Origin of the sequence: Vibrio genomosp. F10 str. ZF-129 (assembly GCF_000287055.2) — a bacterium.
GTDB lineage: Bacteria > Pseudomonadota > Gammaproteobacteria > Enterobacterales > Vibrionaceae > Vibrio.
In genome coordinates, this window is record NZ_AJYQ02000105.1 from 1 (window position 1) to 13,621 (window position 13,621).

Sequence of the window (13,621 nt, forward strand, 5' to 3'; positions counted from 1 at the left end):
TTTTATTCCGTTTAAGCAACTTGTTATACGTTTATTTTATATTGTAAATCGGCAACTTCGTCGCCAGTGATTCCACGAAATCCCCAGCAATGTGCAGGCTGTTCCTTTATAGTTATTTCAATATCTATAGGAAGAATATTTAGCTTAAGCTGAATGTCTTCAAATAGTGTTTTTATCAGAAGCTTCTTAGTTTCAACTTGACGACCTTCCATCATATTAATTTCAATAACAGTATAATTCTCTGTTCGACCACCAGGATAATAAAAGTCTGATTTATCCATAGGAATAAATCGATGGATTCGTTTATCTTCAGGCATTCCCAAAGCACTTTGCATTGCCCCATGAATAACATCAGATAACTTTGCTTTTATTGGATTCAGATTTTCTTTAATGCCATAAATCACAATCATGCGGATTACCCTTAAACGTATAACGCTTTTTAGACGGAAGAAATCGTGTTTAGCTCTCACGCTACCGCCTTCTATTTTTTAGAATAGGACCATATTAAATCATTTAGGTATGTAAATCAGTGCACTAGGTATTATTAAACTAATCACCTATCACAAAAAGCGGAATTTTTCCGCATAACTTACTTTTTGTTCACTATGGTCAATACATGTATAAAAACACAGTGCAAAGAACTAGTATGAAATCACCATTTTTGACTTATATAAAGGAATACATGGGCGCTCGCCATTACGCTAGAAAGACGATTGAAGCTTATCTTTATTGGATTTGCCAATTCATTTATTTTCATCATAAAGCCCACCCTAAAGATCTTGGTGTAAAAGAAGTCGAAGATTTTCTATCCGATCTCGTGATATCTAGAAATTTAGCGGCTCAATCTCAGTGTCAGGCATTAAATGCGTTGGTGTTCTTATACAAACACATTATCGCTGAACCTATCGAAGTAGATATGCGATTTCGAAAGTCGTCGAGAGGTAAGAAATTACCAACCGTCCTGACGGTGAAAGAAGTGGGTGCGCTTCTTAATCATGTAAGCGCGCATCATTTATTGCCAGTACAACTCATGTATGGCTCTGGGCTGCGCCTTATGGAATGCTTACGTTTGAGGTACCAAGATATCGATTTTGAATATTGCGCGATCAGAATATGGCGAGGTAAAGGGAATAAAAACCGAGTGGTCACGCTAGCCAAAGAGCTCATCCCGCCAATTCGGCACCAACAAAAGCAGGTGAAAATAATTTGGCAGCAGGATCGAAAGCAAGATGACTTTTCAGGTGTATGGCTTCCAGACGCACTGGCCAAGAAATACCCTAACGCAAATAAGGAGCTGAATTGGCAATATCTGTTTCCTTCTGCAAGGCAGTCGATGGACCCTAACTCTCAGTCTTATCGTCGCCACCATATTAACGAGTCGAGCGTGCAAAAAGCGGTAAAGCATGCGAGTAGAATGGCTAAAATCGGTAAAAATGTCTCTTGCCATACGTTAAGGCACTCCTTCGCAACCCATCTCTTAGAAAGTGGTGCAGACATTAGAACGGTACAAGAGCAACTGGGGCACACAGACGTCAAAACTACGCAAATTTACACGCATGTGATCGATAGAGGAGCAAGCGGAGTAAAAAGCCCGCTCTCAAATCTAATGTAGCCATCCAGTACATAAAGTTAGACCTGACATTACAGGGAAGATATTCCACTTTCTCAAGAGTGCTGTCGATAACTGTCCACTAACAGCACCAAAATAGCAAGGCGTTCAACAACCTTATATGGACAGCATCTAACACATATAGGGCTACTTATCTTGTGAATGTAATGATTCCGAAAACTGTACCTGGCATCGAAGTCCAGCGGAAAGGTCACCCTTTTTATTATCCAGTGCAATGGTTATCGCAAAGGTATTGCTGGCAGCATCAATGATCGGGTCAATAATCTTCACTTTTCCTACATGCTCTTGCTGTGAACCTAATGTAACCAAACTTACGGATTCGTTCTTTGTAACGGTTCCATAAAGTTCAGCGGGTAAAATCACTTCAGCATGAATAGGGTTAAGTGTCACTAAACGAAGAAAGGGCGTTTCATCAACAAACTCACCTGGATCTTTTATTCGTTCTACAACCACCCCTGAAATGGGGCTTCGCGTTTCTCTTAGCGCAAGTCGAACCCGTGCTTCTTTGAGCTGATAGGCGGCCAATTTTTGCTCAGTCAGCATCTCATCCTGTTCGTTTTCTGAGATCAAATTCTTTTTGAAAAGATCCGCATTACGCTGAACCTTTCGATTGGCAAACTCTAGGCGTGCAAGAACAGTATTCATTGCAGCGGTTTCAAGTGAAGAACGTAACGTCATCACCACCTCACCTTCTTTAACCTTATCCCCTCTTTGCACTCGAATGTCTTTAATCACCCCTTGCACTTCACTGCTCAGTTCCACTTCTGAACTTGGTTCAAGTAAACAACTTAATGGAGCGACGCTCATCGTTTGGGGGAAACTTTAAATATAGCTCATCCCCCATTTTCCTAAAGGTAAATGTCATACTTCTGATCAATACTACTGATGAATGTATCATTTGTGATAAAAGTCGAATTTATTACCTTGTTTAATTGATACAAGTCCCACAATGGGTTGCTATGAAATGTGTAACGTATAGTTCAAACTGTTCACACACGGCAGCAAAGGTAACTTTTCATTCGAACGTGATTCCTTTAGATAATGAACTTATTAATAGAGCACCCGAAATGTTACCTTCCTTCAATTTATTGCCCCTCACTGCACCACGTTAAAAACAATAATAAGTATTGATAACTTTTTATTAACTCCGAGTCTTAATATCCGTGTAACCTACAATCGCTCTCACAATAAATAAATATTTATGTTTATTTTTCAAGACAAGAGAGCAATACCTCTCTAGTGGCACCCCCTCTAGAATTAAAATTATTGTATATTTACAGGTGATATTGATGCTGGTTAATAAATATGTATATTCATTATTCATGCTTTCACTCGTCGCTACATTTTCTAGTGCAAGCGAACTAAAAATAGAAAATATAGGCAATTTTATATTCGGAAAAATAGACGGAGATCTAGCTACTAACTTTGATTCAAATGGCAATTTCAGATCGCTTAAATGGCTCAACGGAAATGATGAGGTTATTTCAGAAAAAGCCTATTATATCATAGAGAATAATCGCGACGAAATTAGGCTATGTATAGATAATCATACCCCATCATGCGTATCTGTAGATGATTATATGACTCAAAAGAGCCCTAAAGATACCATCTCCAATAATATAGCAAGCTTAGATGTCGTATTCTTAAACTACGACGATTTAGCTTTTGGTGTTTCACCCGTGTCTTACTCCAATTTTAGTATCACTCAAGGTGAGTTTTCATTCCTATATATGGAGAACATCGACCAAGATGGCTTTGTTACTGATAATAAAATAGATTTTGATTATCCTAATTCACTCTTAGTTGGGAAGCCGATTCTTGATTCATCAACAAGCATTAAAACTTGCTCCATTGGCGGTTACAAATATGGAGAACCTACCTACATAGAAGCATGCAGTGATGAAGTTATCTTTGATAAACAAGTATCATTAAGTATCACTAAGGTCTCTGACGGTTTAGAACAAGGACGAGTTCCTATTTCATTCGAAATTAAAGTTGATGAGCCTTTGAATCAAGACCTAATTTTAACGTTGAATTACTCTGGTTCCGCAAGACAAAACTCAGATTACACGCCTAAACCTGAAGTTACGCTTAAGAAAGGCACAAATAACTACAACCTACTAATACCTGTTGTGGATGACTCTATTCTAGAAAATAATGAAAGTGTCACCATAACTCTTTCTTCCGACCAGTTAGAAAGTTCACCCAAAGCTACTGGGTATATATATGACAATGACACTCCAACTTATGTCAATATCACAGTTAAAACAAAATGTTGGGCTTCACCAAACCCTTTTTCTCCCCATGCGAAACTGTGGACTTACGTTACTAACAATTCTGGGCATGATGTTTGGTTAAATGAGCCTCATAAAGGAAAAATAAAGATAAAAAATGGGGCTTCCAATAAGGAAATAGACTTTCAAGAAACTCGCGAGCATTCTCGCTCTTTAAATGAACATTTTGAAGATGATAAAAATGACTTCTATCTTCCACATGACTCTGGCATCTGCAAATGGAATCTAGGTCACGATGCAAATGGTGAGTGGTCAACTACCTATGTTGCTGAGGCGATTAAGTAGACTCTCAATCAATAGATGATAACTGCGCGATGGTAAGCATTAATCTTAATAGGATTAATGCTTTGATAAGCATAACCCAAGCGTTTATATACTCTGCTTAATTTTATATATTATATTGGACTATAAACCCCATTAAATAGAACATAACTTGTTACGTTAACCATAAATAAAATCTGGATATTATAATGTTTAGAAAATCAATTACACCTTTATTAACCACTTTGTTAGTTTCGACTGTTTCATATTCACATGCCTCCGATATATCAATATCCTTAGTAGAGAATACACCATATATATCAGCAACTGAAGATGGCCATAGAATACAGTATTATAATAAGCATGGTGACGCTAATGGTTATGTCTGGATAGATGTTACCACATCAGAAGTATTGCATTATGGAATATCCTACATATTAGATAAGAAGGATAAAAACAAGACAATTGCACTTTGTTCTAAAGATCGAATTTATTGCTCAAATGAAATAAACTTGACTGAATATTTCTATAATAAGAGAAATTTAAAAAGCTTAACATCCCCATTTGATTTTAACGACTATTGGGAAGTGGATAATAAAATAACAAACCAGGGACTGATTTATTTAGACACAACCCCCTTCACATCGGAAAGCAAAATCAACTATATATCAGAAGAAGACTTCTCTACTGATATTCCCAATATAGGTGCTGCTCTAGTAAGCTTTTATGACGAAGACGGTACTCTATTGTATTTTGAAACATTTAGTGATCCTGAAACCGTAAAAGCCGATGAAGATGGTGCTATATATGAAGTAGAACAAGACATAAACTTCGGTGATTCTGCCACTATAGAACTATGTACTGTGATTCTGGTAGACTCCGGAGACACCGCAATAGTAGAACCTGATTGTGATTTGAGATTGATTTCAGAAAAGATCACACCTCCTGAAGTCGCAAAATATTATTATCCACCTACCGTAAACCAATACAATGCATTGTTTGATGGTAGAGTTCCTCTTATAGAAGAGCCGACCTTAGGAACGACCTTTGTATCATCCCCTCGTATAGAATCAGACAGTAATTACTTAGAGTATTTTTGCAGCACTATTGAGGGCTCATCACCTTTGACGACTGCTCAGTTGATCGATTTTTCCACATCTGATTACTTTGACGATTTTTGGCCTGGCAAGACTGGCTATTGGACAAATGATGAAGCTCAAGACCCTAGATTTGAAATAAATGGTGGTCTAGGCGTTATTGTTACTATTTCCGGTACAGGTTCAGTCTTAGACGCAGCAAATAGTTACTATGATGGGTTCTTTATATGTATAAACAACATTGAATAATTAGTAGCCTCACTTTAAATATAATCTCTACTTTCACAGTAGAGATTATTTATGTGTATGTTTTAGTTACCGACCCTTAGTATAGTTACCTAACACTATTCTATTTGTTAGATTATTGGGTTTAACACTGATTTAACCCCTAAGTAAATAATAGATTAATTGATATTCACTAATTACTCCATGTACCTTGGTGATATTAACATTAACTACTATTCAGAGAATTAAATAATGGTTATTTTTAATACGACACATTATATCCATCCAATAATAGCGGTCATGGTAACCGCTACACTAGTTGGTTGTGGAGATAAAGAGCCTGGTCAAACATCGAATAGCACTGTGCAGTCTAAACAAGATTACAGCATAACGGCTTTAGATCTTTTTGTGTCGACAGGGTTAGATAACACCTATGAAGTGGATTTATCGAGTAAAGTGTTTACCGAACAAGGGGCTGGTTTCCAAGTCACAGAAGTCGACGTCTTATCCAAAACTAATAACTGCCAAATACAATCCATCACCAAATCGGGTTTTATCGTACAAGCGTCAGAGGCGAAAGTATGTGACTATCGTTACTACGTTCAAGCAACTCATTCAATAGACAGTAAAGCAACCTATGCCAATGAAGTATCCACATCGGCGATAGGTCGAGTCGCGGTCAGCGCAGAGCCAGACGGTACAATATTAACCCCTCTTAGTACCACAACATTAGTAGACACAACCATAGCATTCAATATTGAAGAGGCGCTGCTTAACGTGGGCTATGTTCTGAGTGAGAACTACGATTTGGTCGAACTCACTTTACCCTTCTCAACACCAGGTAGCGTTCAACAAGATCTTATCGATGATAGGGTTTTTGATTATACGCCCGCTCTCGGTTATACAGGAGTGGACAGGATACTTTACTCTTTTGAGGACCCAGCGAACAATTTGGTTCTCATGGGAAGCATAGACATAGCGATTGGGTATCATGCTAATCAAGGTTTTACCGTCGAGTATAATGGTACATTAGATGAACGAGTGAACGTAAATGAGCTCGTCAATATCGATATTAGCCAGTTTGTCTCTTCAGACGATGGCGATGACTACCAGTTGGTTTACGTTAATGTATTCAATGCCATTGCTACGTCAAAGGATCCTGATAATACGGCTAACAAGGCCATCACCTTTAAAGCCAATCGGTCAGGGTATTACTACGTGAGTTTTGCAGTCAGTGATCATAATGGCGCATATGAAATGGGGCTGTTTCGAGTTGAAGTGATAGACCCAAGTCAGTCGGCACGATGGGATGGAATCCACCTCGGAGTTGATTACTTTACCCCCCCACCTACTGCATTGGATGCTCTAGGTTCAAGCGTACCTTATACGAGCACTGCTCTTGATAGTGGCTATGAACCCGCTATCGAAATGGCGCAATATTCCCTATCCTCAGCCCTGCGTTATTGCGCAAGCCTAGATGGCAACCTAGCTACACCGAAAGAGCTCGACGCATTGAGAGCAGACACCAATGTGAGCCTCGATCATGACTGGCCAACTCAATCGCCTTATCTTGCTTACAATCCGATAGATGATGCCGTGTTGTCATATCAAATGCCAACAGGCCCAATTCTTAATGTGGTGGATAATTCAGCATTTTATGTAACGTGCGTCAAACAAGGCGTGATTGAAGTACTGGCACAATCTGACACCGAAGCAATTGCAAATGGAATCGACACAGCCGTCGTCAGTGTGAAAGTTGTATTAGCTGGTAGTCCAGCTGAAGGTGTCAATGTTTATGCTGAGTCTGATAGCAACGATGTGATGTTTAGTGATCGCGCTCTGACGGGATCTGATGGCGTCGCTTCTTTTATTTTAACATCACTTAAGTCAGAAAACGTGCAACTAACCGTGAGCTATAATGGCGTCAAAACTTCTCATACGGTTCAGTTCATTGGAGATGAGAAAACCGCGCAATTAACATCCGAAGCAACACAAAATTTTGCCTTTTACACTTCCCAACTAGGAAATCAGATAACGGCAAGATTAAACGATGAAAATGTAAACCCGGTTGTCGGTTATCAAATCGATTTTACTGTAACCCCAGAGAATCACCCTGATACTTCAGCCCCCGTACTTCCAATAATTAGTAATGAAAACACCGAGACGGATGCCAATGGAGAGCAAAGATTAAGAATCAAGTGGGATCCTAGTTATATAACACCGTCCACCGGCATGACATTCAGTGTTAAGTCCTCCTATTTAACGACAGAAGGTAATCCCATACAGTCACTAAGTAATGTTACGTTCACAGCACCTTTAGTCCCAATCTGTGGCGGTCAACTCAATGATACGAATCCTGAAAACGCCAAAGGAGCCTGTTTGAAGGTAATCAGCATTAATAATGGACTTTGGTTTACATCCTCACCAAGTCTTGCAGCCCTAACTTTGTTGGAATATGAGAAGCAGAATACCAAAGATAATGAGGGGAGAACTTATGCTTCCATTTACAATTACACAGAATACTCTCAGTTAGGCCCAAGTAATGGGCAATTTGCCAAATTCCGACAAGACGGTGTTAACGTTTTGCCCCCGAATAACAGTGCCGAAGGTCAAGCAGGAAGTGGCGGACAACTCGATCGTTGGTGCCAGCATCTAGCAACAATATACTTTGCAGGGAGAGAGAGCTGGCGTAGACCAACAAAAGATGAATTGTTCACATTCGCCAGTGAAAAAGGAGACTTATTCATAGAGTTCGGATGGCCGGTAGGCTTGTATACCTGGACAAGTACACTGGATGAGTTTGGTTACAATTACTATGTCGTTAATATCCAAGAAGACATAATCAGTTACAATATCCCTGACGCAGACCATCTTGCCTCTTGTGTCTCTGACTGAGGCATTTTAATTTTATCAAGTAGGTACAGACATTAACTGAATATCCAATAGGTGTTAAAGCGTTCGTTTATTGCTCTAACACCGTTTTTCAATAAAGGAATTAAAACTATAACAGTCCTCAGCAATAAGCGAAAGTTTGGAGGGGTTTGACAGGTACGTTTATTCTTATTTAACTTAGCAATGGTCAAACTGGAGTCTAAACTGCCTATTTAATATTTCTCATTATGTAACCATGCAGGAAAGATCTGCACTTTTGACAACTTTTTCCGCAATAGTAATTTCCTCTATTTTTTTTACCGCTTCCCTGGGCATAAGAGGTACGCCGTGAAGATAACCTTGCTGTATGCAGTCGCCATTAACATTGATAGCATGAAGTGCTAAAGAGGTCTTTTCATCGTCAACGCCCTCATATACAACTCGAAAGTTGTTTACTGACTCTAGGACCTTTACGTCATTATCTATTTTCAAACCATCTGTTTTACCAATGAATTTCCAAGTTAGTTTCCTATCAATTTTTATCTCATTAATAGGTAGACTGATAATATTTTCGAGATTGGACAGGTTCGAACCAAAATCGTCTATTGATATTTCAAAGCCTACAGTTCTTAGTTTCAATATACTAGTAGCCAGTTCACTCTGAAAACCATCTTTAATATATTTTTCTTTCAATTCCAATACTATTGTATGTTCAACATCACCTTGTTCATAGAAGTTCAATAGATGATTAACAACGTCTTCGTCCATTAATAAAAATGGATCTATATTTATAGAAAACCGAATCGATTTATCCCGCATACAAAAAAAATGTTCGTAGTCACTTCTGAACCGATCGATCATTATACTACAGAACCGTTTTTGTTTTCCTATCTCATCGATTTCTGGCAAGAAACTACTAAGAGGAAGCGTTGAACAGTTACCGTCTGTCCATCGGGGTAACACTTCAAAACCAGTAATAGTATTGTTTTTTGATATGACTTGTGGTTGGTACAACAGGTGAATAGGTAACTCTTCCCTAAAAATGTCACATACAATCTCTTTATTGCCTTCTGAACATACTTCATTTTCGGTCAAACAGTTAGCTACCAATTTTCCCATTTGATCTGGCCAAACTGGTTTTACTAACGACGCAACGACATTCAAGCTATACAGTTCAGCGAGCATTCCAGCTGAGCGAACAATCGTATTATCTAACCCAGAAATAATGACCAATTTAGATTTAGCGCTATGATTAGCCATCATTCTAATTAAATCGAAACCATCGCCGTTAGGCATCATCAAATCGGTGATAACTAGGTCAAATCCTCCTGCATTAATTTTCAACATTGCATCGTAAGCATTCGTTGCAAGGCAAACCTTTATATTTTTAACCGAACGAAACAATGATTTTTTTATAACTTCCCGTGAAATTTCTACACCATCTACAATCAAAATTGATTTTTTCATTTTTTTGACATCCTATACTTTGATATTATAGACATCCAAGCTCGGTTCTTCTTTATTTCCTTCGAACTTAACTCCATTACTTTAACAATAGTCCCTTTTATATTAACGCTAGTATATTCCAAGCCAATAGAATATAGAATATTAAACATTCTCACATTATTCACATGGATCTTAATAATCTTATTCGGATCGGTACTCTGAATATACTTATAAACGAATCGTCCTAAAGTTGGAATGAACGATGAGTAATGTGTGCTATTACATGAAACTATTAAATCCACTTTCTCATTACCATCAATATCCTCACCAGTGTAATCTAAAATTAGTCTACTGTTGGAGCTCAATAGGTGCCCTATTATTTGCCCATTAACTAGAACAAACATTAGCTCACCTGAATATTGATTTATTATCTTTTCAATCACGGATCTTCTCGTTTTTCCGTTATCCTGCATCGAGACTAGAATCGCATTATTTTCATAGTTGAAAATGACATCTATTAAGTGTAAATAACTACCTATAACCCCAGAGTTGCTTGCGGTTATTAACACGACATCAGGATTAAAAATAGTATTTTCATCCGTATATGCATTAGTGTTTAACTTGCTATAAAGGGCTTTCAGCTCATTGCCATCACTGTTATTGCACCAAAAATCAAATATGTTTATGCCTAGTAATTCGAGTAGTTCGTTCATTCTCTTCAGATGAGGGGTTGTAACCCCCCTTTCCCACCGGCTAAGAGTGACGACATCTAAACTATAAAAATTCTGGCTACTTTTTTGAACCAAATCAACAAATTGAGTTTGAGATATTCCGTTTTTAGTTCTAAATAATCGAAGCGTTTCTGCGAACATTTTAAACCTACCTCTATTTATCAATTTTTATATAATTCTATTATCTCCACTTGTCGACTTTACACATTGGCATATAAAAATAACTTAATTTATTAGTGCCTATATGAATAAATTTAATTATATCTAATTCGACCACATCCATTGACAGAGCTAGATCAGATTAAAAAAACCTATTTTCACTCTCTAATTTGATTAATGAAACACTGTGTTTATAGTCATCAATAGTACTATTCTTGACAAGGTAAGTGAGGGATAACGAGCTTATTACCATTAGAGTGTTAATTAGCACTGTTTTTTACCATCGCATACTCTTCAGAAGTGAGATTGTAGACCAGATATATGAATAAATTATTTTACCATTATTTATTTTGCATAATGCCTATGGTGGCACTAGGCTTTTTATATACATTTGCAAAAGGAATATTGCTATGCATTACATTACAATAATGACCGGGGCGATATTATTTTTATCGTTTAGTTCAGTAGCGGGCAGTGTCAGTCTTCGCTGGGTGGGTAAGGTCCCAACCTTAAGTTGTGCTGAGGCCCCCCTTTCCAATCAGATAGATTTCGTTACACTAAAAAATAAATGCCCTAGTGAATTTGTAAAAAAGGCAGTTCAATCGGAGCCAAAAAACATCAAGATGTTCGTTTCATTCAATCTCTGATGATCTGTTTATTCGGTACTATCTAGTAACAATACCTACTGTGGAAGTGACATAAGCAAAATAAAGCAGTAAAGATATAAAGTGCTCTAGATAAAGACTGATGTTCCATTAAAATATTGATGATTATTTAATACTTTAATGGGACATACTTATGATAGTGGAATTGAATCATGGGACGCTTAAGATCAATGTGTACAGCGGCCATCTTAACCAGAGTGCCAAGTATACGACGTCAATAGAAGCTCAACTTAACCAAAGTGAGTATCTACTGTTATCAACTTTGTTTGCTAACATGGGTCAACACATGACAAAGCAACAACTTAAACTTGCTGGCTGGCCTAATACAGTGGTATGCGACAACTCGCTTAACATGTCAATAATGACATTGAGAAACAAACTCTATGAATTAGGCGATTTTTGGGAAATCCATACAATCTATCGGCTTGGTTACAGTTTAAATATTCATAGTGATTACAAGAAAGTAAATATTGAAACCAACCTATTTTTAGGTACTTCCGCCAAAGAAATTAACCCCAGTGTCGTTAGTTTGTTGACCATTTAACCATTTTAGTTTGCTTCAAATAAAATCATGCTTTACAAAGAAGCCTTGTGTAGGATGAGTCGAATCCTACGTTGTCCATACCTCTGAGTAGATGCCTCTAAATAGCAAACAAATAAGAAGTTAATGAGGTAAACAGTTCTAAATTCTAGCGTAGCTATGACTTAGTTTTTAGTTTGGTAATCAAACTCAAGAATAGTCACTTCCACACGACGGTTTGACGAACGTCCAATCTGTGTTGCGTTGGTCGCCACGGGGTTATTTTCACCTGATCCTATGATCAAGATCTGGTTTACATCAACACCCAGTGCTATTAACTCATTAGCGACTGAATCCGCGCGTTGTTCAGAAATTAACTGATTATACCGTTGTGATCCTGTTGAGTCTGTATGCCCGACTAATCTCACCTTGGCTTGTTTGTATGAATTTAGAATATTAGATATTTCAACAAGACTATGTTTGATTTCTTCGGTTAATATTGCGCTATCAGATTTAAAGTTATTTGCGTTCAAACTGTATGTTTTGAACGTTTCCTTAGTAATAATACGACGCGTCGGTATGATTGGCTCAGAAGCCTTATCAATAGTTTTACTTGGTTTATGCTGTACAGAAATATATTGTGAAGCTTCATGTTTCCCGCCAAAGTTATACACTAGTCCGAGGGTTAAAGAATTTCCTGACGGAACAAAGGCATCATGATTAATATGACTTAAATGTTGGTATTCTATTCGAACCGAGATATTGTCGTTTGAAAGGACTTCTAATCCTGCCGCCCCTAGATAAGAATAATCGTCTTCTTTACCATAGTGAACAATCCCCACTCCTAATTTCGTGTATAAAAAAAACAAGTCAGAAATAGCGAGGTTCAATTTCGGTGCCACTGTGTACGCCACCATTCTCTGTTGAGGTAGATCGGATGTCGATAACTTCCCTAGCTCATCATACCCAACTTCAATTGAAAGCGTTTCCCACACGTCATAACCTATGATCATACCGAAAGCTTTATCTTCATCGTTGCAGTTTGATATTGATAAGCATGTTTGGTTCAACCATGATTTACCCGCTTTAGCACCGATGTAGGTGTTAGATAAGGCACTACTTGATACGCTCAAGAATGTACTTGTTATCACTATGGCGACTATCCTATTTTTCATGTTTCATTCTTCCTTTATACCGCTTTGGGCATGATAAAAATACGTGCAATGGGATGTCATAGCTGACGGGCCCACTCATTGAGCGAACCACACCATGATTGATAAAAGCGAATTTAGTGATCGATTGCATTTGTCATTTCTAGATAGCACATCGACGTCGGTTAGCTTAGAACCAGCACCTTGATTTACTGACACCTTCTTTGATAAATCGGTTTTATCATTAGCGCGAAAGCCGGTTGACACCAATAGGTATTGCGCACTGATGCTATAATTTTGCAGGGATGGCATTGAGCTCTCTAATACTTGGTCCGTTTCTTTATCTCCGCCCCCCAAGCCTATGGCAGCTGCTACCGCTATTGTTGACCAAGATTTCTGCTCTCTATCGAATATACTCTCGTTAAGCCTTTTACATAATGGCTCGGTAAAAATGGTAACCAATGCACCTCAATGTATATTGAGCATATTTTTATTGAATAATTCATAAATGCTCACTTAATTCAGATCTTGGCACGAGCCATGATCGCTTCCCCATCGATGAGATAGATGA

At 38.0% G+C, this 13,621-nt stretch carries 11 protein-coding genes; 5 read left to right on the forward strand and 6 right to left on the reverse strand.

Translation table 11 applies throughout. The features are described from left to right. Window positions 1-23: 23 nt before the first annotated feature. On the reverse strand, window positions 24-410 hold the full coding sequence (locus A1QO_RS12615; protein ID WP_017041037.1) for a tautomerase family protein: 387 nt from the start codon (window positions 408-410) through the stop codon (window positions 24-26). Window positions 411-646: 236 nt separating this feature from the next. Here A1QO_RS12615 and A1QO_RS12620 point away from each other — a divergent pair, with 236 nt between their 5' ends. Further along, window positions 647-1,612: an integron integrase gene (locus A1QO_RS12620; protein WP_083249896.1), complete on the forward strand. Its 966-nt coding sequence runs from the start codon at window positions 647-649 to the stop codon at window positions 1,610-1,612. 144 nt (window positions 1,613-1,756) lie between these two features. On the opposite strand, the gene A1QO_RS12625 is transcribed toward A1QO_RS12620, so the two are convergent. Beyond that, the gene (locus A1QO_RS12625; RefSeq protein ID WP_017041038.1) at window positions 1,757-2,437 is read right to left on the reverse strand and encodes an efflux RND transporter periplasmic adaptor subunit; all 681 of its coding nucleotides are present in this window, start codon (window positions 2,435-2,437) and stop codon (window positions 1,757-1,759) included. A gap of 482 nt (window positions 2,438-2,919) precedes the next feature. Here A1QO_RS12625 and A1QO_RS12630 point away from each other — a divergent pair, with 482 nt between their 5' ends. The 3 genes from A1QO_RS12630 (at window position 2,920) to A1QO_RS12640 (ending at window position 8,402) form a co-directional block, all read left to right on the forward strand. Beyond that, entirely contained in the window at window positions 2,920-4,209 is a 1,290-nt protein-coding gene (locus A1QO_RS12630) for a hypothetical protein (RefSeq protein WP_017041039.1), read from the forward strand. Between the two features lie 185 nt (window positions 4,210-4,394). After that, the gene (locus A1QO_RS12635; RefSeq protein WP_017041040.1) at window positions 4,395-5,531 is read left to right on the forward strand and encodes a hypothetical protein; all 1,137 of its coding nucleotides are present in this window, start codon (window positions 4,395-4,397) and stop codon (window positions 5,529-5,531) included. A 228-nt stretch (window positions 5,532-5,759) separates the two neighbouring features. Next, window positions 5,760-8,402, forward strand: a complete 2,643-nt coding sequence (locus A1QO_RS12640) for an Ig-like domain-containing protein (RefSeq protein WP_017041041.1) — start codon at window positions 5,760-5,762, stop codon at window positions 8,400-8,402. A gap of 222 nt (window positions 8,403-8,624) precedes the next feature. On the opposite strand, the gene A1QO_RS12645 is transcribed toward A1QO_RS12640, so the two are convergent. Then, window positions 8,625-9,845 carry an EAL domain-containing response regulator gene (locus tag A1QO_RS12645; protein ID WP_017041042.1) on the reverse strand — a complete coding sequence of 407 codons (1,221 nt, stop codon included), beginning with the start codon at window positions 9,843-9,845 and terminating at the stop codon, window positions 8,625-8,627. After that, a complete protein-coding gene (locus tag A1QO_RS12650) occupies window positions 9,842-10,696 on the reverse strand; it encodes a helix-turn-helix transcriptional regulator (RefSeq protein WP_017041043.1) in 855 nt (284 codons plus the stop codon). Before A1QO_RS12650 ends, A1QO_RS12645 begins: the two co-directional genes overlap by 4 nt. Before the next feature lie 816 nt (window positions 10,697-11,512). Here A1QO_RS12650 and A1QO_RS12660 point away from each other — a divergent pair. Continuing rightward, entirely contained in the window at window positions 11,513-11,923 is a 411-nt protein-coding gene (locus tag A1QO_RS12660; RefSeq protein ID WP_017035971.1) for a helix-turn-helix domain-containing protein, read from the forward strand. A 161-nt stretch (window positions 11,924-12,084) separates the two neighbouring features. Here A1QO_RS12660 and A1QO_RS12665 read toward each other — a convergent pair whose 3' ends face one another. Continuing rightward, window positions 12,085-13,074, reverse strand: coding sequence for an OmpA family protein (locus tag A1QO_RS12665; RefSeq protein ID WP_017037888.1), 990 nt, complete (start codon window positions 13,072-13,074; stop codon window positions 12,085-12,087). A 75-nt stretch (window positions 13,075-13,149) separates the two neighbouring features. After that, window positions 13,150-13,512: a hypothetical protein gene (locus A1QO_RS12670; protein WP_017035969.1), complete on the reverse strand. Its 363-nt coding sequence runs from the start codon at window positions 13,510-13,512 to the stop codon at window positions 13,150-13,152. Window positions 13,513-13,621 lie beyond the last annotated feature (109 nt).

Bases quoted from the DNA above. Each gene is read 5' to 3' on its own strand.
- A1QO_RS12615 (WP_017041037.1), bottom strand. From the start codon at position 410: ATGATTGTGATTTATGGCATTAAAGAAAATCTGAATCCAATAAAAGCA.
- A1QO_RS12620 (WP_083249896.1), top strand. From the start codon at position 647: ATGAAATCACCATTTTTGACTTATATAAAGGAATACATGGGCGCTCGC.
- A1QO_RS12625 (WP_017041038.1), bottom strand. From the start codon at position 2,437: ATGAGCGTCGCTCCATTAAGTTGTTTACTTGAACCAAGTTCAGAAGTG.
- A1QO_RS12630 (WP_017041039.1), top strand. From the start codon at position 2,920: ATGCTGGTTAATAAATATGTATATTCATTATTCATGCTTTCACTCGTC.
- A1QO_RS12635 (WP_017041040.1), top strand. From the start codon at position 4,395: ATGTTTAGAAAATCAATTACACCTTTATTAACCACTTTGTTAGTTTCG.
- A1QO_RS12640 (WP_017041041.1), top strand. From the start codon at position 5,760: ATGGTTATTTTTAATACGACACATTATATCCATCCAATAATAGCGGTC.
- A1QO_RS12645 (WP_017041042.1), bottom strand. From the start codon at position 9,845: ATGAAAAAATCAATTTTGATTGTAGATGGTGTAGAAATTTCACGGGAA.
- A1QO_RS12650 (WP_017041043.1), bottom strand. From the start codon at position 10,696: ATGTTCGCAGAAACGCTTCGATTATTTAGAACTAAAAACGGAATATCT.
- A1QO_RS12660 (WP_017035971.1), top strand. From the start codon at position 11,513: ATGATAGTGGAATTGAATCATGGGACGCTTAAGATCAATGTGTACAGC.
- A1QO_RS12665 (WP_017037888.1), bottom strand. From the start codon at position 13,074: ATGAAAAATAGGATAGTCGCCATAGTGATAACAAGTACATTCTTGAGC.